The following is a 21,632-nucleotide window of genomic DNA, read 5'->3' on the forward strand; positions in this document are numbered from 1 at the left end:
CCGGCCGTGCCATGGCCGGCCCGCAGTCCCCCCTGTATGCGCGTGAGGGAAGCGGGGTGGCACGGTGACCGAGGTCCTGCTGCTCCTGCTGGCCCTCCTCCTCACCCTGGCCTGCGCGGTCTTCGTCGCGGCCGAGTTCTCCCTCACCACCGTCGAGCGCGGTGACCTGGAACGTGCCGCCGAGTCCGGCGAGCGCGGTGCCGACGGCGCTCTGAAGGCCGTACGGTCCCTCACCCTCCAGCTCTCCGGCGCCCAGCTGGGCATCACCGTGACCTCGCTGGTCATCGGCATGCTCGCCGAGCCGTCCCTCGCGGTGCTGCTGCGCGGCCCGCTGCGGGCGATCGGCCTGGGCGGTGCCGCCCCGACGGTCGCGACCGTGCTCGGCGTGGTCGTCTCCACCGTCGTCCTGATGGTCGTCGGCGAGTTGGTCCCCAAGAACTGGGCGATCTCCCGCCCGCTGGCCGTCGCGAAGGTCGTCGCGGGCCCGCAGCGCGGCTTCACCACCGCGTTCGGCCCCTTCATCCGGCACCTGAACGACAGCGCGAACCGTTTCGTACGCCGCTTCGGCCTGGAACCGGCCGAGGAGCTGGCGTCCGCCCGCAGCGCCGAGGAACTGGTCGCCCTGGCCCAGCACTCCGCCGCCGAGGGCGCCCTGGAGGCCGACTCGGCCGAGCTCTTCGTGCGCACCCTGCACCTGAACGAGCTGACCGCGGAGAACGTCATGACCCCGCGCGTGGACGTCAAGGCCCTGGAGGCCCACGCCACCGCGGCCGACGCCGCGAACCTCTCGCACGCCACCGGCCTGTCCCGCTTCCCGGTCTACCAGGAGAGCCTGGACGAGGTCATCGGCACCGTGCACATCCGCGACGTCCTGGCCCTGGAGCCGGACCGGCGCAGGTCCACCCCCGTCACCGAGCTGGCCACCGCGCCGCTCCTGGTGCCGGACAGCCTGCCCGCCGACCGGCTCCTGGAGCGCATGCGCGCCACCCGCACCATGGCCGTCGTCATCGACGAGTACGGCGGTACGGCGGGCGTGGCGACCGTCGAGGACATCGTGGAGGAGGTCGTCGGCGAAGTGCGCGACGAGCACGACCCGGTCGAGATACCGGACCTGCTGCCCGCCCCCGCCGAAGCGGACGGCCGCGCGGCCTGGGAGGCCGACGGCTCGCTCCGTCTGGACCACCTGGAGCGCATCGGCCTGACCGCGCCGGACGGACCGTACGAGACCCTGGCCGGCCTGGTCGCCACCCACCTGGCACGCATCCCCGCCAAGGGCGACGTCGTCGACCTGGGAGGCTGGCGCCTGGACGTCCTCGACGTCGACCACCACCGCGCCGACCGCCTGCGGGTCACCGCGCCCGCGCCGGCCCCGTCGGCCGACCGCGAGCCGGAGGTGGCCCGATGACCGCCGTACAGCTCCTCATCGGCGCCCTGACGCTGCTGACCAACGCGTTCTTCGTCGGCGCCGAGTTCGCCATGATCTCCGTGCGCCGCAGCCAGATCGAGCCGCGCGCGAAGACGGGCGACAAGCGCGCCCGGATGACCCTGTGGGGCCTGGAACACATCTCCGCGATGATGGCCACCGCCCAGCTCGGCATCACCGTCTCCTCGCTGGTGCTCGGCGCGGTCGCGGAACCGGCCATCGCGCACCTGATGGAGCCCGTGTTCGAGGCGGTCCACATGCCGCACGCGCTGGTCCACCCGGTCGCCTTCGCGATCGCCCTGGCCCTCGCCACGTATCTGCACATGCTGATCGGCGAGATGATCCCGAAGAACATCGCGCTGGCCGCCCCGGCGACCACCGCGCTGGTCCTCGGCCCGCCGCTGGTCGCCCTCACCCGGGCCCTGAAGCCGTTCGTCTTCGGCATCAACGCCTTCGCCAACACGCTGCTCAAGCTGCTGCGGGTGGAGCCGAAGGACGAGGTGGAGGCCGTCTTCACCGACGACCAGCTGGCCCGCATGGTCGTCGACGCCAGCGAGGCCGGACTGCTCACCCCGGCCGACGGCGAACGGCTGCGCGACGCGCTGGAACTGGGCACCCGCCCGGTCGGCGAGATCCTGGTCCCGGCCCAGAAGATGCGCACGGTCGGCCACACCGTCACCCCGGCGGAACTGGAGCGCATGGCCGCGGACGCGGGCTACTCCCGCTTCCCGGTCACCGGCCCCGGCGGCACCGTGCTGGGCTACCTGCACATCAAGGACACGCTGGGCCTGACCGACCGCGACCGGCCCTTCCCGCGCACGGCCCTGCACCGGGTCACCCGGGTCCGCATCGACACCCCGCTCGACGACACCCTCACCGCCCTGCGCACCGAGGACAGCCACCTGGCCGCCGTCACCGGCGAGACGGGCGCGGTCCTGGGCTTCGTGACGATGGAGGACGTGCTGACGGAACTGGTGGGCCCGACGACACCGGTGGCCTGACCCCGGGAACTCCCGCACGACCAGGGGCGTCTCCCACAGCGAAACGGCGCCGGCACCGGCGCCGACACCGCTGTGGGAGGCGCTCATGGCCATGGTCGGCCTGTTCTGGATCACCGAGGACGCCGTGTACGTGGGCGCCGAGCCCATCGGCACGGCGTCCGGAGTGCGCCTGACCAAGGACGGGGTCGAGATCCTCGGGCTCGGCCAGGGCCGTTTCTGGTCCTGGGACGACGTCCGCGGGCTCGACGTCCAGGACGTCGCCGTGCGGTCCACCGCCCGGCGGCTGGCCTCGATGGCGTTCGACTCGGTCTACGCCATGCTGACCGGCGACGGCGAACTCCCCCCGGCCTTCACCGTACGGGTGGAGACCGAGGGCGACGGCACGGTCGAGGCGACCGCCCTGGCCGCCGTCCCCAGCGGCATCCACACCCCCGACGAGTACGGCCTCTCCCGTACCCTCCTCACCCGCCTCGCCACCGGCGCCACCCCCGTCGACGACCTGCTCACCTGGCGCCGCGACGAGCCCGAGGACGTCGCCCCGGCCAGGGACCAGCAACTGGCACTGCTCCGCCAGTGGACGACGGCCTCCGCCTGACCCGGGGCGCAGCGCACGGCGCGCCCGCATGTACGATCACGCGTCATTCACGTGAGGGTGCCCTGCCTGCGGTGACGCCCGTCGGCAAGCCCTCCGGCACTCGACGGAGATGGTGTACGTGGGCAGCAGGCGGAAGAACGGGTCGACCCTCGTGTGCGGCGTCGTCATGGTGAGCGCGCTCGTCGCGATGCTGGGCGGGTGCGGTGACGACTCCCCCGGCTCCCCTTCTCCGGACGCCGCTTCGACGGCCGGCCCCGGCGCGACCGCTTCCGCCCCGGCCGGCTCACCGAAACCCGCCACGCAGGAGGAGCCGGAGCGGACGGCCGGCCCCGAGCCGCGCAAGGTCACCCTGTCGCTCGCGGAGATCGCCGACACCCCCGGCACCTTCGAGCAGTTCAAGGAGTACGTCACCGAGCACGGGACCACCGAGCAGAAGAACGCCGTCCGCCACCTCAAGGGGTGGCGCGGCTACGAGCGCAAACTGGCCTACCCGGCCCTGGAGGCCGCCTCCGACCATCCGACCGTCGACTACGAGGCCATCGACAGCGGTGACGTGGCGGAGCGGAAGAAGATGACGGCTCTGGAGAAGCAGAGCCAGTACGTCGCCGAGGCGCTCGCGGGCTGGTGGGAGATCGACGAGACGGCGGTCCTCCAGGTCTACGACCGCAGCGGCGAGTACGCCGCCGGGACGTCCTGCATCCGGCCCGACACCGTGGAGAAGGAAGGGTCCTGCATCTGACGTCTCCCCGGCCGCCGACCGGGGAGACGCGGGGAGGCCGGCTGGGCCCGCTCAGGACGGCAGGGCCGGACACCTGGTGCCGCGCGGGGGCACCGTCAGGCCGGTCAGGTACGCGTCGACCGCGCGCTCCATGCAGGGGCCGCGGGTGACACTGCCGTGGCCTCGGCCCTCGTAGGTGAGGAGCGCGCCACTGCGGCCGAGCTGCCGGGCCACCGAGACCGCCCAGGGGTAGCCGGTGACGGGGTCGTGGAGGGCGTTGGACACCAGGATCGGCGGGGCGCCGCGGACCGAGAGGCGGTGCTGCGGGTTGGCGGCCGGCGCGCCCAGGCATGCCACCGTCATCTGGACCGGCAGCAGGTGGGGCAGGTCGGGTGCGGTCCTGTTCATCATCCTGACGAGTGACGTGTACTCCCGGTGGTCGCGTACCGGCAGGTGCCAGTCCGCGCAGAAGACGGGCAGCGCCGGCGGGAGCGGCGACACCGAGGTGGGTGCGGCGGGCAGCGGGGCGCTCGCCGCCATCCCCGCGACGGCCGTCGCCAGTTCCGCGTAGTCGGCGTCGTAGAACTTCCGCAGGGCGACCCTGTTGACCAGGTCCGCCGACGAGAGGGCGGTTCCCGGTTCGGCGGGGTCTGCCAGCTCGCCGCGTTCGGCACGCTCCAGCAGTCCCCGCCAGACCGTGCGGACGTCGTGGCCGTGCAGCGCGCAGGCCGGGTTGCCGGCGCACCACTGGGCGAACTCGTCGAAGGAGTCCTGCGCCGAGGCCGCCTCGGCCCGCAGGAACCCGCGGGTGCTGGAGACGCTGTGGTCCATGACGCTCTCCAGCACCATCGCACGGACCCTGTGCGGGTGGGTCTCGGCGTACTGGGCCCCGAGCACCGTGCCGTACGAGCTGCCGTGGAAGGTGAGTTCGGCCTCACCGAGGGCGGCCCGCAGAGCGTCCAGGTCCTGGACCGTCTGGGCGGTGTCGAGGTGGTCGAACACCGGGCCGGTGCGTGCCCGGCAGTCGGCGCGCAGCCGCTTGTTGTAGGCCAGGGTGGCGTCGAAGTCCGCCTGGTTCGCGAGTGCCGGTGACGGACGCCGGGCGAGCAGGTCGCCGGAGCAGGTCACCGGGCTGCTGCCGCCCACGCCACGCGGATCGAAGCTGACGATGTCGAACCTGCGGCGGGTCTCGGAACTGAACCGGCCGATGCCGCTCACCACCCGCTCCACGCCGGAGTCGCCCGGCCCGCCGGGGCCGAACACCAGCGAGCCGACCCGGGCGTCGGGGTCGGTGGCCTGACGGCGGGCCACGGCCAGGTCGAACGTCGGCCCGTGCGGGCGGGACCAGTCGACCGGGACCTCCAACGTGGCGCACTCGGCGCCCGGGTGGTCCGGGTCGTCGCACGGAGCCCAGTGCAGGGCTCCGGCGGTCGGCGTCGCCGCGTTCACGGCGGGCGCGGCGACGAAACCGACGGTGGCGGCGACGGCGGTCCCCGCGATGACGGCTGTGCTCCGCACCATGGCGCGCCGTAACGCGGATGTGCCCCTGAAGAGCATGAATCGTCCTCCTGTCGAGACCGGGCATGACAGGTCTGCTCAGGCAGGGAGCAGACTCGGCGGTCCTTCCGGGCACGCTAGGCGTGCCACCGTCCGTCAGGTGCCGTGTCAGGGTCGATTCCGGGGGCCGGTCAGGGACGAACCAGGGGAACCCGGAGGCGGTGCTGCCGCATGCCGTTCCGGAATCGACCCGGGTGAGCGCGCCGGCCGGCGTGCCGATGCCGCCTTCTCGGCCGGCGGGAGTCGCTCCACGAGCGAGCGGCGCTCCACGAGCGGAAGTCGCTCCACGAGCGGAAGTCGCTCCACGAGCGAGCGGCGCTCCACGAGCGGAAGTCGCTCCACGAGCGAGCGGCGCTCCACGAGCGGAAGTCGCTCCACGAGCGAGCGGCCCGGCCCGCGGGTGAACCACAACCGCCGCACGCCCAGCCCGTCAGGGCCGGGGGTGCGGCGGCGTCACCGGCCGCTCCGCCTCCCTCAATCCGCCCGCAGCGCGTCCGCCGGAGGTGTCCGCAGGGCGTGCCGGGTGGGCAGTTCGATGGTGAGGAAGGACGTCAGCGCGACCGTGGCCGCCACCGCGGGGAGCAGCCAGGCGGGGCCCGACGGCCAGGGACGGCCGAGGAAGCCCTGGCCCAGCAGGGCGAGCGGGAGGGCGGACAGGAGCAGACCGGAGACGAGGGCCGCGGCGGCGATGACGGCGGCCTCGCGGCGCATCATCGCCCGGATCTGGCGTGGCGTCGTGCCGACCAGGCGCAGGGCGGCGATCTCGGCGCGGCGCTGGGCGGTGGCGGCGACCAGCTTGTTGGCGATGCTCAGCAGCAGATAGCCGAGCAGCACCACGATGGTGGCCAGGTTGACCCACACCTCGGGCGGCGTGTCCGCGCCGGCGGGGTCCGGGTCCGTGCCCGACACGGCCAGGCCGGTACGGCCGGCGGCCAGCGCGGCCAGGCCCTGCCCGGCCGCGGAGGTGCCGTCGGTGCGGACCAGGACGCTCTGGTCGAGGCCGGTCGTGGTGTGCCCGGCGGCCAGGTCACGGGAGAGGACGACCGGGCCGAAGCCCAGGCCCCGGTCGTACACGGCGACGACCTCGGCGTCGGCCCGCGTCCCGTCGCCGAGCACCAGCCGGAGCCGCTCCCCGAGTCCCGTGCCCCGGGTGCGCGCCGCCTCGCCGCTCACGGCGACCGTGGCACCGGTGAGCCGGGCCAGGCCGCCGTCCGTGACGCCGAGGTCGACGACGTCCCGGGCGTCCGGGGTGAGGACCATCGCCGGGGCGGACTCGGCCACGGGTTCGCCGAACTGGTCGTACTCCCACACCACCGTGGTCGTCCCGACGGGCGCCGCCGCCCGCACGCCCGGCACGTCCCGCACGGCGGGCAGCGTGTCCGCGGGCAGCCCGCCCAGGCCCGGCGCGCTCACCTCGTACTGGGCGAGCGTGCCGGTGCGGGTGTCGTCCGAGGTGGCGGCCAGCACCGTCGTCTGCGCGAACGTGTACGTCAGGACGAACACGACCGCCATGGCCAGCGGGCTGACCACGCCCGACAGGCGCTGCGCGTAGGCGCGTACGTTGGCCAGCGCCAGCCAGGTCGGGGCCGTGACCCCGGGGCGCAGGCGCCGTACGGCCGCCTCGCCCGCGCGCTTCACCAGGGCCGGGCCGGACAGGGCCAGGCCGATCGCGGCGAGGATGCCCGCGATGGACGTGGCCGAGGCCCCGATGACGGTCCGGGACAGCAGCGGCGCCGCCGACATCACGCCCGCGCCGAGGATCAGCAGCAGACCGGCCCGCGTACGCGCCCGTGACGGGGTGCGCGGTTCGCTGCGCGACTCGGCGACCGCCTCGGTGGCCGGCATGCGGGAGGTGCGCCAGGCCGCGCACCGGGCCGCGAGCTGCACGGCCCCGGCCATCAGGAGCAGCGTGGCGAGCGCGGGCAACGGGCCGGATGTGAGGGGGAGTTCCTCCGGCAGCACCCCGCGGTCCGCCAGCATCCGCCGGAACCGGTCCGCCAGCAGGTAGCCGACCGCGACGCCCGGCACCAGGGCCACCGCCGCGACGACCGTCGACTGCGCGGCGGCCAGGCGGCGGATCTGCTTCGGGGTCGCCCCGACGGCCCGCATCAGCGCCAGGTCGCGGCGCTGCCCGGCGATCGTCACGCCCAGCGCGCCCGCGACGACGAACCCGGTGATCAGCAGCACGATCCCGGCGAGCGAACCGGCGAGCAGGATCAGCAGCGAGCGCGCCGAACCCACGCCGGGCGCCACGGCCTCCCCCCGGTCCGCACCGGTGACGACCTCCAGCCCCGTGCCCGCGACCTGCTCGCGGACCGCCGAGGCGACCCGCTCCGCGGCACCGTCGTCGACGCGCAGGCCGATCAGGTCGACGGTCCCGGCGCGCGGCCCGTCGCCGGCACCGTCCCGTCCCGCCAGGCGCGCGGCCGTCCCGTCCGCGAAGTAGACGCCCGCGCCCGGGGCGTCGACCACCGCGGAGACCCGGTAGGAGGCGGCGGGGCGGCCGTTCGCCACGACCCGGACCCGCTCGCCCACCGCGACGCCCGCCGCCGCGTCCACGGCGACCTCGCCCGCACCCGAGGGTGCCCGGCCCTCCACGCGGGGGTCCGCCAGCAGCTTCGCCGACGACCAGCCGTGACCCGCCGTCCCCGGGTCCTCGGCGGACGGCACGACCCGTCCGCGCGCGTCGACCAGCGCCGCCGGGAAGCCGATGTCACCGACGGCCTCGGTGACGTGGGGCAGGGCGGCCAGCCGGCCGACGAGCCGGTCCGGGACCGTGGCGCGCTCGGGCAGCGCGATCGGCAGGTCCCCGTTCGGGTGGAACTCCTGGTCGGCCGCGACCACGACGTCCGCGCCGCCGAGCCGCCCGGGCGGCAGCTGGGAGCGGAGGCCGGACTCGGCCAGTACACCGGTGGTGGTGATCAGCGCGGCGCCGCCCAGCACCGCGCACGCCACGGCGAGCAAGGCGGTGATCCGGTGGGCGGCCATCCGCCAGGCAAGGTGCAGCACGGTCTACCGCTCCCCCAACGCGACGAGGCGCTCGGCCAGCCGGGGTGCGGTCGGGCCTTCCAGCGCCTCCACCACCCGGCCGTCGGCCATCACCAGGGCCCGGTGCGCGCGGGCCGCGGCGGCCGGGTCGTGGGTGACCATCACCACCGTCTGGCCCAGGTCGTCGACGAGTGCGCGCAGCAGGTCCAGCACCTGGTGGGCGCTGCGCAGGTCCAGGGCGCCGGTCGGCTCGTCCGCGAACACGACGGCGGGCTTCGCCGCCAGCGCCCGTACGACGGCGGCCCGCTGCTGCTGTCCGCCGGACAGCTCCGCCGGCCGGTGCGACAGCCGGTCCGCGAGCCCGACCCGTTCGGTCAGCGTGCGCAGCCAGTCCCGGTCCGGGCGCCGGCCGGCCAGCCGCAGCGGCAGCGTGATGTTGTCCTCGACGCTGAGCGAGGGGATCAGGTTGTACGCCTGGAAGACGAAGCCGACGCGTTCGCGGCGCAGTTCGGTGCGGCGGGTCTCGTTCAGCCCCGAGATCTCCCGGCCGTCGATGCGGACACTGCCCGACGTGGGGGAGTCCAGGCCGGCGGCGCAGTGCATCAGGGTGCTCTTGCCGGACCCCGAGGGCCCCATCACGGCGAGGAACGTGCCGTGCTCCACGGTGAGCGACACGTCGTCGAGGGCCCGCACGCCACCCGGGTACGTCCTGGCGACGTTCGCCAGCGCGATGGCGGGCGCCCTGCGCGCGGTGACCGCCGCGAACGCGGTGCTCATCGACGCCCCCGCAGACCGCGCACGACGAGCGTTCCGGCGGCGAGGACGGTGACCACGCCGCTGGCCAGGTGCACCACGGTGGGGGCGCCGGCGAGGGAGGCGGCCATGTTGGCGACCGCGCTGACCACGACGACGGCCCACAGCAGCGTACGGAGGACGTCCCCGCGGGAGACGGCGTCCGGGCCGTCCTGCCCGGTGGTGCGGGGCGGGGGTGTGCTCAGGCGGTAGGGGTCCTGGTGCGTCATGGCGGCGTCCTCCGTGGCTTCGCTCTCGGTCCGTCACCGACGCTATGGACCCGGGCCCCCTCGGGCCGATCCCGTCAGCCGCCCGGTCCGAGGTACAGCAGGCTGTACTTTCCGGCTCCGCGCCCGCCGCCGGGGCGCCGGGCGGCATAGGGTCGGGCACGCCGGAGTGCGGCGAGCGGCTCTGAGGGAGGCGGGCGGGATGACGGTGCCGATCACGTCCGTGCGGCAGAGCGCCCTGCGGACCCTGAGCGCCGCCGGCGCGGCGACCGGGCAGCTCGTCGGCGGGCTCGGCACGGCCACCCTGGCGCTCGGCGTGCTCGTGCTGCTGGCCGTGGCCGCGGTGACCGCGCCGGCCGGCGTCGGGCTCCTGCTCGCCCCCGCCGTGCTGCGCGCCCTGCACGCCCTGGCCCGCAGGGAACGCGAACGCCTCTCCCACCGGGGCCCCGAGATCATCCCGCCCGATCCCCCGCCCACCCGGCTGCGGCCCGCCCTGGCCGACGCCACCACCCGGCGCGAGCTGCGCTGGCTGGCCCGGCACGCCACCCTGGGGTTCCTCCTGGGCCTGCTCGGTCTCCTGCTCCCGGTCAGCGCGGTCCGGGACACCACCTTCCCCCTGTGGTGGCGCCTCGTGCCCGAGGGCGTCACCAGTACGTCGATCGGGATCGGGACCGCCGAGACCTGGCCGGACGCCGTCGCCGTGGGCCTGCTGGGCCTCGGCTGGGTCGCGATCCTGCTCGGGCTGGGGCCGGGCATGGCGCGGCTGCAGGCCGGCCCGGCACGGCGGTTGCTGGCGGCGGGCCCGGAGACGGACCTGTCGCTGCGGGTGGCGGAGCTGACGGCGACCCGGGCGGCGGCGCTGGACGCGCACGCGACGGAGCTGCGGCGGATCGAGCGGTCGCTGCACGACGGTGCGCAGAACCGGCTGGTGTCGGTGACGGTGCTGCTGGGAGCGGCCCGGCGGATGGCGGCGCGTGATCCCGCGGGTGCCGACGAGCTGCTGGAGCGGGCGCAGTCGGCGGCGGAGCAGGCGCTGGCGGAGTTGCGCGCGGTGGCGCGGGGGATCCTGCCGCCGGTGCTGGCGGACCGTGGGCTGGCGGGGGCGTTGTCGGGGCTGGCGGCGGACTGCGGGGTGCCGTGCCGGGTGGCGGCGGACGTGCCCGAGCGGTGTGCGGCGTCGGTCGAGGCGACGGCGTACTTCGTGGTGGCGGAGGCGCTGACGAACATCGCGAAGCACAGCGGGGCGGGGCGGGCCACCGTCACCGTCCGGGCGCGTGGCGGCCGGCTGCGGCTGGTGGTCGAGGACGACGGCCGGGGCGGTGCGGACGAGGGCGGCGGTTCGGGCCTGACCGGTATCCGGCGCCGGGTCGCGGCCCACGACGGCACCCTGCGCCTGGCCAGCCCGCCCGGCGGACCGACGACCCTGGAAGTGGACCTCCCCTGCGGAAGATGACCGGAGCGGACCCCGCGAGGGTGACCTGCGAGGGTGACCCGCGAGGGTGACCTGCGAGGCGGTGTCCCCGGGGTGGCGGGGCCGGCCCGGGTGGACCGGACCGGTGCAGGGGCCGGCGCCCGACACCCGACGCCGAGGCCGACGTCCCCCGGGCGTCCCCGCCTGGCGCGTACGGCGTCCCGGTCCCCGGCCTCTGCCCCCACCCCCGCCCCGCCCACCCTGGCCCCGCCCCACCCTCGCCTCGCCTCACCCCGTCCCTTCCGTCCCGCCGCCTTCCGACCCGGCACGACCGGACCGGCACGCCCGCCGCGCCCTGCGGATATGTGTTCGCCGCGGGAGGTATCCGACGGGCGCGACTAGAGTTCAGGTGCGGGGAAACCGGATTCCCTGCGGCGGGCCGTGTCCCCAGCGGTCCGCGGGAAGGTATGCATGTCCCCGGAGAGCAGGCTGACCGCCGAAGACCGGCCGCAGGCCGCCGACCGGCTCGACGACGATCAGTACCCGGCCTACACCATGGGCAGGGCGGCCGAGCTGATCGGTGCCACACCCGGTTTCCTCCGTGCCCTCGGTGAGGCGGAGCTGATCAGCCCGACCCGTTCGGAAGGCGGGCACCGCCGCTACTCGCGCCAGCAACTGCGCCGCGCCGCCCGCGCCCGCGAGCTGGTCGACCAGGGAACGCCCATCGAGGCCGCCTGCCGGATCGTCCGCCTGGAGGACGATCTGGACGCGGCGCTGCGCATGAACGAGGAGCTCCGGCGCGAGGCCGGGCGGCCCGGCGGGAACGGAGAACGGCGCGGCGAGTGAAAACCTGACCTCTGCGAAACAGATATTCGGCGGACGCCGGAAAAACTATCCTCCGCTAAATCGAGAGCATCTTTCCTGGCGATTCATTTCTGTGCGGCCGATTCAATTCGTGCTAGGCTGGACATCAGTTGCAGTTGTGGTTGCCATTTGTGTTACCGGTTTTCCGGGCAGGTGATCATCGCAGCGATGTGAAGGCCCGCACAGTGCGGGCCTCCAGCACTGCCTAGGAGTAAAAGACATGGCTTCCGGTACCGTGAAGTGGTTCAACGCCGAAAAGGGCTTCGGTTTCATCGCGCAGGACGGCGGCGGCGCCGACGTCTTCGCCCACTACTCGAACATCGCCACCCAGGGCTTCCGTGAGCTCCAGGAGGGCCAGCGGGTCAACTTCGACGTCACGCAGGGCCAGAAGGGCCCGCAGGCGGAGAACATCGTTCCCGCCTAAGACGCGCGAACAGCACTGAAGGCCCGCACCGCAAGGTGCGGGCCTTCTGCATGGCCCGGGACTTTGCCATCTCTTTACAACCCGTCCCGTCGTCGCCTCGTCTCTCCGTCCGATCCGCGTTCGCGACCGCACCCCGAGCGGCACGCACACGCGCCGACCCATGAGAGAGAGCGACCCGATGCGCCGAACCATCCTCAGCGCCGTGGCACTGGCCTGCACCGTCGTCCTGGCGGGCACCGCGCCCGCGTTCGCCGACGACCCCACCCCGGTCCCCTCCAAGCCTCCGGCCACCGACGCCCCGAGCTCCGGCACCGAACCGAGCGAGGCAGGGGTGCCGGTGCCGTCCGTCAGTGCCCCGGCTCCGGTGGCCGAACCGTCCCAGGCACCCGCCCCGGCACCGGCCGAGGGCCAGGTATCCGCCGTGCCCGAGGGCGCGCCCAACACCGGAGTGACGGCAACGGAGGCCTCCGGGACCGACGAAGGACTCATCGGCGCGGGCGCCGGCGCGGTACTCGTCGCGGGCGGCGCGGTCCTCTTCGTCGTACGTCGCCGGCGGGCGGCGACCGGGGCATGACCCCGCGCTCCGGGCGCGCCCTCGCCGCCGCCGCGCTGGCCGTACTCCTCGTGGGATGCGGCGCCGGCCGAGAGGCCGGGCGCGGCACGCCCGCAGGCTCCACGCCCACCGCCACCACCGCGCCGCCCGCGCACGCCGCCGCCAAGCCGCCCCGGCCCCTGGGCCGTTCGGTCCCGGCCGGCCTGCGCATCCCGGCCATCGGGGTCGACACCCCGGTGATGCGGCTGGGACTGGCGTCGGACGGCACGGTGGAGGTCCCGCCCGCCACGGACGACGACCGCGCGGGCTGGTACCGGCACTCGCCGACGCCGGGCCAGGTGGGGCCGTCGGTCCTCCTCGGCCATGTCACGGTCGGCACCCACGGGGACGGCGTCTTCCGGCACCTGGCGCGGCTGCACCGAGGCGACCGGATCGAGGCGCAACTGGAGAACGGCACGACGGCGGAGTTCACGGTCACCTCCGTACGGACGGTGGCGCGGGCCGACTTCCCTACGGACGACGTCTACGGGGACGTGGACCGACCGGAGTTGCGGCTCATCACCTGCGGCGGCCCGCGGATCGGCGAGGAGTACCGGGACAACGTCATCGTCTTCGCGGAACTGACCGCGACCACGACCGCGACCACGACCATGCAGACGACCACGAACGCGACGCGTCCCGCGGCCTCCTGACCGGCCGTCCGTACCGTGCGGCCCCTACCCCACGACCATGGAGAGTGTTGAAACGGTCCCGTGACAGGGCGGCGTCCGAGCTGTTCGCCGCCCTGTATCCGCGCCTCGCCGGCTGGTGCCGCCGGCTCGTCGACGACGACGAGACGGCCCACGAGATCGCCTCGGAGGCGTTCACCCGGCTCTGGGCCCGCTGGACGTCCGTGGAGGAGCCCCGCGGCTTCCTCTACGTCACCGCCGCCAACCTCGTCCGCGACCACTGGCGCAAACTGGAGCGCGAGCGCCGGGCGGTGCGCCGGGTCACCGCGGAGGTCGCCGTCCGCCCGCACCCCGAGCAGGCCGACCCCTCGGTACGGCTGCTCGTGCAGTCCCTGCCGGAGCGACTGCGCGTGCCGATCCTTCTGCACTACTACGCTGACATGCCGATCCGGGAGGTGTCCGTGCTGACCGGGCGCAAGGAAGGAACCGTCAAGGCCGACCTCCACGCGGCCCGCGAACTGCTCCGCGTCCATCTGAGGAGAAGCCTTGACCACACGCCTTGAGGACGGCCAGGACGACCCGGGGTCCGCGTGGGACGACGACGATCCGCTGCTGGTCGTGCTGCGGCCGGGCGGCGACTACCTGGGACCGCCCCCCGGCCGCTACGAGGCGGTCCGCCGGGCGGCGTCCCGGCGGCGCCTGCTGCGCGCCGCGGCCGGCGCCGCCGCGACCGCTGCCGCCGCCGCCCTGATCGCGCTGCCGCTGCACTGGGCGGCCCCCGCGTCGCCCGCACGCCCGACGGCTCCGCTGGCCCCGGCCCCCGCCGGGCCCACGCCGACGACCGCGCCGACGACCGCACCGAGTCCCGCCCCGCCCCGCGAACCCTCGCAGAGGCCCGCTCCCGAGGAGCCCCCGCCCACCGCGTCGGCCTCCCTGCCCGGCTCCGCACCGTCGGCGGTGCCGAGCACCCCGCCCGCCGCCGAGCCGTCGGCCCGCCCGAGCACGGCGCCGACGCCGTCGGAGCCCCACGACGCGGCTGCTACGGGACCCTCCTGACGCAGAAGCACACAGAAGGGACGTAGGAGACAGGTGGGAGATAGGTAGGAGAACCCGGCAGGAGAGACAGAGGGAGGGCGGGACCGAGGCTTCCGCCTCCGTCCCGCCCTCTGCTCAGACGTCCCCGCGGCTACGCGTCCAGCGGTGCCGTACCGCCGAGCAGCGCCGACGCGGTCTCGACCGGCGTGGCGGCGGGCGCCGGAGCCGGTGCGGCCGCGGGGTCGGCGTGGCAGGTGAAACCGAGGCGGGCCATGGCCCGGGTGACCTCGCCGCTGGAGAAGTCGCGGCGGTCCTGCCGGGTGACGACCTCGCCGACCTGCTTGACGGGGTAGCGGCGGCGGCCGATGGTCACGGACTCACCCGTGATGGGCTCGGGAGTGACGCCCTTCATCGAATCCAGCACCCCGCCCTTGGTGAGGTCGAACGGGTACCGGGCGATGACACAGCGCATGATGCCTCCACAAGGGGGAGATGGGACGGGTGGGTTGCCGTTCGCGGTGGGTCTGGAGCAGGTCGTCCCTAGGCCGCCGAGCCACCGGCGGACTGGCGCCGCGGCCTGCGGCGCGGGGCTTCGCCGGCGGGCCGGCCCTGGGTGCCGCGGCCCTGGCCGGCGCGGTTCTGCTGGGTGGAGGTCCCCTGGCCGGCGCGGCCCTGCGCGGAGCGGCTGCGGCGGCCGCGGGACGAGGAACCCCCGCCGGACGCGGCGCGGCGCGGGCGCTCCACGACCGGTACGGCGATGACGACCGGGACACCGGACGGGGCCTGCGCCCCGGTGATGCGGGACAGCTCCGCCTCGCCCGAACGGACCGGCGTGACCTGCGGGGTGATACCGGCCGAGGCCATCAGCCGGGTCATGTCGCGCCGCTGGCTCGGGGTCACCAGGGTGACGACGCTGCCGGACTCGCCGGCGCGGGCCGTACGGCCGCCGCGGTGCAGGTAGTCCTTGTGGTCGCTGGGCGGGTCGACGTTGACGACCAGGTCGAGGTTGTCGACGTGGATGCCGCGGGCCGCGACGTTGGTCGCCACCAGCGCCGTCACGTGCCCGTCCTTGAACTGGGCGAGGGTCCGCGTGCGCTGCGGCTGGGACTTGCCACCGTGCAGGCCCGCGGCGCGGACACCGCTGCTCAGCAGGTGCTTCACCAGCCGGTCCACGGCGTGCTTGGTGTCGAGGAACATGATCACCCGGCCGTCCCGCGCCGCGATCTCGGTGGTCGTGCGGTGCTTGTCGGTGTCGTGCACGTGCAGCACGTGGTGCTCCATCGTGGTGACGGCACCGGCCGACGGGTCGACGGAGTGCACCACCGGGTCCGTCAGGTAGCGGCGGACGAGCCGGTCGACGTTGCGGTCCAGGGTGGCCGAGAACAGCATCCGCTGGCCCTCGGGGCGCACCTGGTCGAGCAGGGCGGTGACCTGGGGCATGAAGCCCATGTCGGTCATCTGGTCGGCCTCGTCCAGGACGGTGATGCCGACGTCGCCGAGGTGGCAGTCGCCCCGGTCGATGAGGTCCTTGAGCCGTCCGGGCGTCGCGACGACGATCTCCGCGCCGCCCCGCAGCGCGGAGGCCTGCCGGCCGATCGACATGCCGCCGACCACGGTGGCCGACCGCAGGCCCAGCGAGCGGGCGTACGGGGCGAGCGCGTCGGTGACCTGCTGGGCCAGCTCACGGGTGGGTACGAGGACGAGGCCGAGCGGACGTCGCGGTTCGGCGCGCTGCCCGGCCGTACGGGCCAGCAGGGCGAGGCCGAAGGCGAGCGTCTTGCCCGAGCCGGTGCGGCCGCGGCCGAGTACGTCGCGGCCGGCCAGGGAGTTGGGCAGGGTCGCCGCCTGGATCGGGAACGGCGTGGTCACGCCCTCGGCCGTGAGCGCGGCCAGCAGGCGGGCCGGCATGTCGAGTTCGGCGAACGACTCGACGGCGGGCAGCGCCGGCGTGATCGTCTTCGGCAGCGCGAACTCGCCGCCCTGGGGGGCGGACGGCCGGCGGCCGGAGGTCTGCGAGCGGCGGGGGCCGCCGCCACCGGAGCGTCGGCGGTCGTTGGTGCGTACGCGGTTCATGGGGAACCTTCCTTGATATGGCACGTATCAAGGGAGACCCGCAGCAAAAGAGCGGCGCAGGGAATCGCAAGAACGAGCCGGCCCCGGTCGGTCTCGGCGTATGAAGCCGAGTGGACCGAGAGAATTGATGAAAGCGAGGGAATTGAATGCGCGGGGAGAGAAGCGGAACCCCGCAGGGCGCTCTGCGCCCGGAAACGCGGCGAGCTGGGGCCCGCACCCCTAGGCGCGGGCCCCAGCTGCGAAGTATGCGTGAGCGTCAGGCGGGAACGATGTTCTCGGCCGTCGGGCCCTTCTGGCCCTGCGCGATGTCGAAGGTCACCTTCTGGCCTTCGAGCAGCTCACGGAAGCCCTGGGCGTTGATGTTCGAGTAGTGGGCGAAGACGTCGGGGCCGCCGCCGTCCTGCTCGATGAAGCCGAAGCCCTTTTCCGCGTTGAACCACTTGACGGTGCCGGAAGCCATAATTTTCTCCTTCGGTACGGTGCTCGGAGTTCACCCTGTGTGAACTCCGGTCGCCGTGATGATCACCCCGTCGGACAAAACCTTCAGGCAACCACAACTGCAACTTCCAGCGACACTAGCACGCCGTGATCGACCGGGAGCCGGCAATAATCTTGCTCCGACTGGCCGACCGAGGAATATTCCCCGGGCGTCCTGTTGATTTCTCCTGTCATGGCAGCAGATATTGCCCTCCGGGGGCCGCAGTCTTGCCGTCCGGGCTCCCGTCGGCGGCGTGGTGACCACCGGCGATGGTGTCTGCGCCGCCTTCCGCCCCGCCGGTACGGCAAAAGCGCCACAGGCGGCGAGACGGACCGGTGGAGACAAAGGACACGTCGCACGTCGAGGGCAGCGGACGTGGCCCGGCGCCCGTGGGCGCGGGCGCGGGCGCGGGGCGTTGTCGTGCCGTGGGCGGCTCCCGGTGCGCGGTGTGGCCGGAGTGGTCCTAGAGCTTGCTCATCCTGGCGTAGGGCACGGTGATCCGCTCCTGCGCCGAGCCGAAGTCCACGAGCACCGCGATCCCGCCCTCGAGGGCGATCACCCGGCCGAGGCCGTAGGTGTCGTGGGTGACCCGGTCGCCCACGTCGAAGTGCTTGGGAGGCAGTGCGACCGGCTCCTTGAAGGGGCTGGTGGGCAACGCGTGGCGTTTTGATCCGACTGGCTTTGTCATTGCCACCAGTATGTGCCTCCGCCGGGCCGAAGGAGCCGCGGCGGTCGCACGGAACGCCCGCCGGGCCGGCCCGCGGTACGGCGGCGGGCGGCGGCCCGCCGCTCTTTTCTCCCCCGGCCCCCGGGGCGTCGGCGTCGGTCTCGACAATTCAGGACCGGAACCCGCAATGTGATCCTCCCGTCTCCTCTGCCGACGGACTGCTCTTCCGGAACCATGAAGATTGAGACAAATGCCATCACAGGTATTTTCGCGAATAAAGTGGAGAAACACCTTCTCCGCATGGGGTCGACCACGTACGAGACTCTGGGTCGTGGCGGGTGTGGCGGCCCTCGGATTCAGCATCGCGCTGGAGATCGCCGCGCGCCGCTACGGCCTGCCAGGGCCGTTGACCAACCAGGCGAAAGAGGTGGTGTTCGCCCCCGCGTCGGGGCCGCTGCTGTACGCGAGCATGGCGTTGATGATGGTGGTGCTCACCTGGCGGGAGCGGTTCGTCGCGGCCGGTGCCGCGATCGGCATCGACGTCGCCTTCCTGCTGGTGCGGTGGGCGTTCGACGCCCGGGTGAGTGACGGACACTCCTTCGGCAACGGCGCGTTGTGGGTGATTCTGGGCTGTGCGGTCGTCGCCGTCACCCGCCGCACCGGCCGGGAACGGGTCCTGATGCTGAAGGGGGTCGGGCTCGGCCTGCTGCTGGTGGCCGGCCGCAAGACGGGCGACACCTGGCTGCTGGTCACGTCGAAGACCCGCCCGGCGGTACTCGACCCCTACGTGGCGATCGCCGATCACGCGCTGGGCAGTCCGTCGTGGCTGGCGGGCCGGCTGGTCGCCGCCACGGGCCCGGTCGGCGAGCACGTCCTCGACTGGATCTACGCCCAACTCGCGGTGGCAGCGGTCGTCGTCGCGCTGTACCAGCTGCGCAACGTGGCGGCCGAGCGCCGTTTCCCGCGCCACCATCTGGTCCGTACGTTCCTGGTGATAGGTCTCCTCGGACCGGCCGTGTACATGATCTATCCGGTGGTCGGGCCGGTCTTCACCTACGGCACCGGCGCGTTCGGCACCGGCGGCGAGCAGTGGGCGATGGCCAACCTGTGGCCGCACACGCCCCCGCCGGTCAGCACCCCGCACCCGTGGACGTACGACGGCGTCACACCCCGCAACTGCATGCCCAGCCTGCACACGGCGTGGGCGACCGCCATCTTCATCCATTCCCGCAGGGCCCCACGCGTTCTGCGTTTTGCAGGAACGTTTTGGCTTATCGCCACTCTCGGCGCGACGCTGGGATTCGGCTACCACTACGGCATAGACATTCTGGCAGGCGTGGTGTTCGCGGTCACGATCGAGGCGGCACTGCGCTCGTTCGACCACGGCTGGGACCGGGCGGGAATACAGCTGGTCACTTACGGAACGGTGGTCTTCGCCGCGCTCCTGGCGTCGGCCCGCTGTCTTCCGATGGAAATGGCCGCGCGTCCCTGGGTGTTCGGACCGCTTCTCGTTCTGGCGATGGCCTCGGTCGTCTACGGCTATGTGCGGACCGCCAGACTGTGGAACCCGAAGGCCGCGGCACCGGCGCGGAAGACGGAGCCGCAGCTCGAACCGGCTTGACCCGCTCAGCACCGGTTCTTCGCTCCCCGGTTCGGCGGTTCGGGGCGGGCGGTCGCCGGCCGTTCGCCGGTGACCGCCCGCATGCCCGCCGGTGACCGCCCGCATGCCCGCCGTCGGCCCGGCCGTCAGCCTCGCCGGCCGAAGACGCTCCTGCTGGAGCCGAGATCGAGGAAGACGGTCTCCCCGGTGGCGTCGTCCAGACCGTCGTTGTCGGTCACGGCGTGCACCCGGCCGTCGCCGGCCACGGCCAGCCCTTCGAGCTTCTCCTGGGTCCAGCCGTTCGTGGCCCGCAGGGCGGGCAGGACGTCGTACGCGAGCCGCTTCGGCAGTACCGGCAGGGACCCCGACGGTGCCGCCGACCGCGGCATGTCGACCGTGTGGATCTGCTTGACCCTGGCGGCCGGGCCGTTCAGCTTGTCGCGTTCGACGACCGCCAGCCGGTCCCCGACCACGGTGATCTCGGAGAGGCCGATCCAGTCGCCCGGCGTGGTCGTGGAGCCGATCCGGTAGCCGTACCAGCTCCACGTACCGGCCCCGACGTCGTACCGGCCGAGCCGCACGACCCCCGCCGGGTCGCCTTCGACCTCGCGCTGGAGCGCGGCCCAGACCACCTCGCGGCCGCGCCGGTCCGTGGTGGCGGCGACCCCTTCGAGCCCCTGCTTGCCGAGGCCCGCGGCGACGTCCGCCGGCAGGGGGACGACCTGCCGGGTCACCCCGTCGCGGTCCAGCCGGACCAGCCGGTTGCCCGCACCCGTCCCGCCCTCGACGGCGAGCCAGTACCCGCCCCGCGGCCGGGCGGAGATGCCCTCGGCGTCGTAGCCGGCCGGCCGCCCCGCGGCGTCCTTGACGGTCAGCGCCCGGGTGACGACCGCCGGCCGGCCCGCGCGCGCCGTGTCGAGGGTCAGGATCCTGGTGGTGGAGTACGCCGCGTCGGTGACGGAGTACAGCTGGTGCGGTCTGCCGGGTACGGCGGACAGCGCGCCGAGAGCACCCCAGCCGATCGGCGCGCCGGTGGCGTCGGCGGCCGAGACGACGCCCGGGACGGCCGGGGTGCCGGGCGTGCTCCTGCCCAGCCGGAAGAGGCTCACGGTGGCCCGTACGCCCGCCTCGGCGTCGTCCTCCTCGCTGGAGACCGCGAGCAGGCCGCGCGAGGGGATCGGCAGCAGGCCCTCGGGGCCGTTGGTGGTGGGCAGCAGCTGGCGGAAGACCGGACGGGCCGGCCGGCTGATGTCGTAGACGGCGACGAAGTTGCCGCGCTCCGAGCCGACGAAGGCGTAGCGCACGCCGTCGTACTCGGCGATCGCCAGGCCCTCCGGCTCGCTGCCCTTGTTCTCGGACCGGCCCTCGTCGTACAGCCCGTACCGTACGGCGAGCCGCTCGAAGCCGTTGCCCGCGTCCCAGACCACCTTCCCGGTCCGGCTGTCGAAGACGGACCAGCCCCGGGTGCCGCCGCGCCAGTCGCCCTCGTTGGCGGTCGCCAGGTAGCGGTCGTCGATCCAGCCCAGTGCGTCGGGCTCCCGCGGCACGCCGGTGATCGACCCGGTCAGGTCGATGGTGCCGTCCTCGACCGTGTCGATGCCGTCCACCGTCGCCGTGCCGGCGCTGAACGCCTTGGTGATCCGGCCGGTCGGCAGGTCGACGAGGACGACGCCGTTGTTCTCCTGCAGCGTCACGGCGAGTTGGCCGCGGCCGTTGACGGAGACGTACTCCGGCTCCGGGTCGGTCGGCGCGGCGATCCCGGCGGCGGCCAGCACGGGCAGCGCCGAACCGTCGGCCCGCGTCAGGGGCACGGCCCGGGTCCGCCAGTGCGCGGGTGACGAGCCCTTCTTCAGGTCGACGATCTGCACGAAGCCGGCCGGCGCCTGGGGGAGATCGCCCTCCTCGCCGCCGGGCGGGGCCGCCTCCTCGTCGCGTTCGTTCTCGATCGCGATCGCCGCGTACCGCTGGTCCTTGCTGATCGTGATCGAGTCGGGCTGCCCGCCGAGGTCGAAGCTCGCCACCCGCTCGCGGTCGCGCAGCGAGATGACGTCGAGCCGGCCGGAGGGGGCGGTGTGGCTCGCGCTGGTGTTCACCACGACCAGGACGTACTGGCCGACCACGGACACCGAGGTCGGCTCGTCCTCGGCGTCGCCGAGCCGGGCCAGCGACAGGGTGCCGAGGCCGCGCGGGCGGTCGGGGTCGCCGATGTCGAGGAAACCGATCCGCCGGGCCGCCGCGTCGGTGTGGACGAGGGTCCGCCCGTCCTCGCTGACGGCCGAGATCTCCGCGACGGTCGCGGCGGCCGGGTCCTCGCCGGCCGGCCGGTTCCGGAAGACCGGGTAGGTGGCGGTGCGCTCGAAGGCCACGGGCCGCTGCGGGCGGTGGTGGCCGCGCTCGCGCTGTTCCGCGTGGGCCGCGCCCGCGCCCGCGAGGGTGCCGGCGGTCACGGCCAGGGCCGCGAACGCGGCGCAGGCTCTCCTGCTCTTCGGGGACATCGTTCCTCCGTAACGGACCACTGCGACGCCGAATCGTTTCAGCCGTGGACGAGGGGGCGCCGG

At 73.9% G+C, this 21,632-nt stretch carries 21 protein-coding genes; 12 read left to right on the forward strand and 9 right to left on the reverse strand.

Annotation, left to right across the window (positions count from 1 at the left end; translation table 11 throughout):
- The first annotated feature begins 64 nt into the window (after positions 1-64).
- The 4 genes from ACZ7G3_RS20630 (at position 65) to ACZ7G3_RS20645 (ending at position 3,758) form a co-directional block, all read left to right on the forward strand.
- Complete coding sequence (locus ACZ7G3_RS20630) at positions 65-1,405, forward strand: hemolysin family protein (RefSeq protein ID WP_470927325.1); 1,341 nt, start codon at positions 65-67, stop codon at positions 1,403-1,405.
- The gene (locus tag ACZ7G3_RS20635; protein ID WP_426599283.1) at positions 1,402-2,424 is read left to right on the forward strand and encodes a hemolysin family protein; all 1,023 of its coding nucleotides are present in this window, start codon (positions 1,402-1,404) and stop codon (positions 2,422-2,424) included. The genes ACZ7G3_RS20630 and ACZ7G3_RS20635 overlap by 4 nt, the downstream gene beginning before the upstream one ends.
- A gap of 85 nt (positions 2,425-2,509) precedes the next feature.
- The gene (locus tag ACZ7G3_RS20640) at positions 2,510-3,019 is read left to right on the forward strand and encodes a hypothetical protein (protein WP_470927328.1); all 510 of its coding nucleotides are present in this window, start codon (positions 2,510-2,512) and stop codon (positions 3,017-3,019) included.
- A gap of 118 nt (positions 3,020-3,137) precedes the next feature.
- Complete coding sequence (locus ACZ7G3_RS20645; protein ID WP_470927330.1) at positions 3,138-3,758, forward strand: hypothetical protein; 621 nt, start codon at positions 3,138-3,140, stop codon at positions 3,756-3,758.
- Positions 3,759-3,809: 51 nt separating this feature from the next.
- Here ACZ7G3_RS20645 and ACZ7G3_RS20650 read toward each other — a convergent pair whose 3' ends face one another.
- The 4 genes from ACZ7G3_RS20650 to ACZ7G3_RS20665 all read right to left on the reverse strand — a co-directional run bounded on the left by ACZ7G3_RS20650 (position 3,810) and on the right by ACZ7G3_RS20665 (position 9,304).
- A complete protein-coding gene (locus ACZ7G3_RS20650; RefSeq protein ID WP_470927332.1) occupies positions 3,810-5,294 on the reverse strand; it encodes an alpha/beta hydrolase in 1,485 nt (494 codons plus the stop codon).
- Positions 5,295-5,768: 474 nt separating this feature from the next.
- The gene (locus ACZ7G3_RS20655; protein ID WP_470927334.1) at positions 5,769-8,303 is read right to left on the reverse strand and encodes an ABC transporter permease; all 2,535 of its coding nucleotides are present in this window, start codon (positions 8,301-8,303) and stop codon (positions 5,769-5,771) included.
- Positions 8,304-8,306: 3 nt separating this feature from the next.
- The gene (locus ACZ7G3_RS20660; protein ID WP_470927336.1) at positions 8,307-9,059 is read right to left on the reverse strand and encodes an ABC transporter ATP-binding protein; all 753 of its coding nucleotides are present in this window, start codon (positions 9,057-9,059) and stop codon (positions 8,307-8,309) included.
- Positions 9,056-9,304, reverse strand: coding sequence for a hypothetical protein (locus ACZ7G3_RS20665; protein WP_426599277.1), 249 nt, complete (start codon positions 9,302-9,304; stop codon positions 9,056-9,058). Before ACZ7G3_RS20665 ends, ACZ7G3_RS20660 begins: the two co-directional genes overlap by 4 nt.
- Before the next feature lie 199 nt (positions 9,305-9,503).
- Between ACZ7G3_RS20665 and ACZ7G3_RS20670 the strand changes: the two genes are divergently transcribed.
- The 7 genes from ACZ7G3_RS20670 to ACZ7G3_RS20700 all read left to right on the forward strand — a co-directional run bounded on the left by ACZ7G3_RS20670 (position 9,504) and on the right by ACZ7G3_RS20700 (position 14,277).
- Positions 9,504-10,754: a sensor histidine kinase gene (locus ACZ7G3_RS20670; RefSeq protein ID WP_470927337.1), complete on the forward strand. Its 1,251-nt coding sequence runs from the start codon at positions 9,504-9,506 to the stop codon at positions 10,752-10,754.
- 429 nt (positions 10,755-11,183) lie between these two features.
- Positions 11,184-11,558, forward strand: coding sequence for a MerR family transcriptional regulator (locus ACZ7G3_RS20675; protein WP_470927339.1), 375 nt, complete (start codon positions 11,184-11,186; stop codon positions 11,556-11,558).
- Between the two features lie 238 nt (positions 11,559-11,796).
- Complete coding sequence (locus ACZ7G3_RS20680; protein WP_003975194.1) at positions 11,797-12,000, forward strand: cold-shock protein; 204 nt, start codon at positions 11,797-11,799, stop codon at positions 11,998-12,000.
- A gap of 178 nt (positions 12,001-12,178) precedes the next feature.
- Complete coding sequence (locus ACZ7G3_RS20685) at positions 12,179-12,574, forward strand: sortase-dependent protein (RefSeq protein WP_470927341.1); 396 nt, start codon at positions 12,179-12,181, stop codon at positions 12,572-12,574.
- Positions 12,571-13,245, forward strand: a complete 675-nt coding sequence (locus ACZ7G3_RS20690; RefSeq protein WP_470927343.1) for a class F sortase — start codon at positions 12,571-12,573, stop codon at positions 13,243-13,245. Before ACZ7G3_RS20685 ends, ACZ7G3_RS20690 begins: the two co-directional genes overlap by 4 nt.
- A 47-nt stretch (positions 13,246-13,292) precedes the next feature.
- Positions 13,293-13,784 (forward strand): RNA polymerase sigma factor, encoded by a 492-nt coding sequence (locus tag ACZ7G3_RS20695; protein WP_003975205.1) that lies wholly within the window; start codon positions 13,293-13,295, stop codon positions 13,782-13,784.
- Positions 13,768-14,277 carry a hypothetical protein gene (locus tag ACZ7G3_RS20700; RefSeq protein ID WP_470927345.1) on the forward strand — a complete coding sequence of 170 codons (510 nt, stop codon included), beginning with the start codon at positions 13,768-13,770 and terminating at the stop codon, positions 14,275-14,277. Before ACZ7G3_RS20695 ends, ACZ7G3_RS20700 begins: the two co-directional genes overlap by 17 nt.
- 130 nt (positions 14,278-14,407) lie before the next feature.
- Here the strand turns inward: ACZ7G3_RS20700 and ACZ7G3_RS20705 are convergent, their stop codons facing one another.
- The 4 genes from ACZ7G3_RS20705 to ACZ7G3_RS20720 form a co-directional block, all read right to left on the reverse strand.
- Entirely contained in the window at positions 14,408-14,728 is a 321-nt protein-coding gene (locus tag ACZ7G3_RS20705) for an SCO5918 family protein (RefSeq protein ID WP_470927347.1), read from the reverse strand.
- A 68-nt stretch (positions 14,729-14,796) separates the two neighbouring features.
- A complete protein-coding gene (locus ACZ7G3_RS20710; RefSeq protein WP_470927349.1) occupies positions 14,797-16,329 on the reverse strand; it encodes a DEAD/DEAH box helicase in 1,533 nt (510 codons plus the stop codon).
- Between the two features lie 256 nt (positions 16,330-16,585).
- Complete coding sequence (locus ACZ7G3_RS20715) at positions 16,586-16,789, reverse strand: cold-shock protein (RefSeq protein ID WP_055418803.1); 204 nt, start codon at positions 16,787-16,789, stop codon at positions 16,586-16,588.
- Between the two features lie 481 nt (positions 16,790-17,270).
- Positions 17,271-17,495, reverse strand: a complete 225-nt coding sequence (locus ACZ7G3_RS20720) for a hypothetical protein (protein WP_426599270.1) — start codon at positions 17,493-17,495, stop codon at positions 17,271-17,273.
- Between the two features lie 310 nt (positions 17,496-17,805).
- On the opposite strand from ACZ7G3_RS20720, the gene ACZ7G3_RS20725 reads away from it, so the two are divergent.
- Complete coding sequence (locus ACZ7G3_RS20725; protein ID WP_470927351.1) at positions 17,806-19,095, forward strand: phosphatase PAP2 family protein; 1,290 nt, start codon at positions 17,806-17,808, stop codon at positions 19,093-19,095.
- Between the two features lie 125 nt (positions 19,096-19,220).
- On the opposite strand, the gene ACZ7G3_RS20730 is transcribed toward ACZ7G3_RS20725, so the two are convergent.
- On the reverse strand, positions 19,221-21,569 hold the full coding sequence (locus ACZ7G3_RS20730; RefSeq protein ID WP_470927353.1) for an esterase-like activity of phytase family protein: 2,349 nt from the start codon (positions 21,567-21,569) through the stop codon (positions 19,221-19,223).
- Between the last annotated feature and the right edge of the window lie 63 nt (positions 21,570-21,632).

It is taken from the genome of Streptomyces sp. NPDC037271 (genome assembly GCF_055603605.1).

Coding starts and splice junctions, on each gene's coding strand:
- ACZ7G3_RS20690 (WP_470927343.1), top strand. CDS start 12,571: ATGACCCCGCGCTCCGGGCGCGCCCTCGCCGCCGCCGCGCTGGCCGTA.
- ACZ7G3_RS20715 (WP_055418803.1), bottom strand. CDS start 16,789: ATGGCTTCCGGCACCGTCAAGTGGTTCAACGCGGAAAAGGGCTTCGGC.
- ACZ7G3_RS20685 (WP_470927341.1), top strand. CDS start 12,179: ATGCGCCGAACCATCCTCAGCGCCGTGGCACTGGCCTGCACCGTCGTC.
- ACZ7G3_RS20720 (WP_426599270.1), bottom strand. CDS start 17,495: ATGACAAAGCCAGTCGGATCAAAACGCCACGCGTTGCCCACCAGCCCC.
- ACZ7G3_RS20640 (WP_470927328.1), top strand. CDS start 2,510: ATGGCCATGGTCGGCCTGTTCTGGATCACCGAGGACGCCGTGTACGTG.
- ACZ7G3_RS20675 (WP_470927339.1), top strand. CDS start 11,184: ATGTCCCCGGAGAGCAGGCTGACCGCCGAAGACCGGCCGCAGGCCGCC.
- ACZ7G3_RS20730 (WP_470927353.1), bottom strand. CDS start 21,569: ATGTCCCCGAAGAGCAGGAGAGCCTGCGCCGCGTTCGCGGCCCTGGCC.
- ACZ7G3_RS20710 (WP_470927349.1), bottom strand. CDS start 16,329: ATGAACCGCGTACGCACCAACGACCGCCGACGCTCCGGTGGCGGCGGC.
- ACZ7G3_RS20680 (WP_003975194.1), top strand. CDS start 11,797: ATGGCTTCCGGTACCGTGAAGTGGTTCAACGCCGAAAAGGGCTTCGGT.
- ACZ7G3_RS20705 (WP_470927347.1), bottom strand. CDS start 14,728: ATGCGCTGTGTCATCGCCCGGTACCCGTTCGACCTCACCAAGGGCGGG.
- ACZ7G3_RS20670 (WP_470927337.1), top strand. CDS start 9,504: ATGACGGTGCCGATCACGTCCGTGCGGCAGAGCGCCCTGCGGACCCTG.
- ACZ7G3_RS20665 (WP_426599277.1), bottom strand. CDS start 9,304: ATGACGCACCAGGACCCCTACCGCCTGAGCACACCCCCGCCCCGCACC.
- ACZ7G3_RS20650 (WP_470927332.1), bottom strand. CDS start 5,294: ATGCTCTTCAGGGGCACATCCGCGTTACGGCGCGCCATGGTGCGGAGC.
- ACZ7G3_RS20660 (WP_470927336.1), bottom strand. CDS start 9,059: ATGAGCACCGCGTTCGCGGCGGTCACCGCGCGCAGGGCGCCCGCCATC.
- ACZ7G3_RS20635 (WP_426599283.1), top strand. CDS start 1,402: ATGACCGCCGTACAGCTCCTCATCGGCGCCCTGACGCTGCTGACCAAC.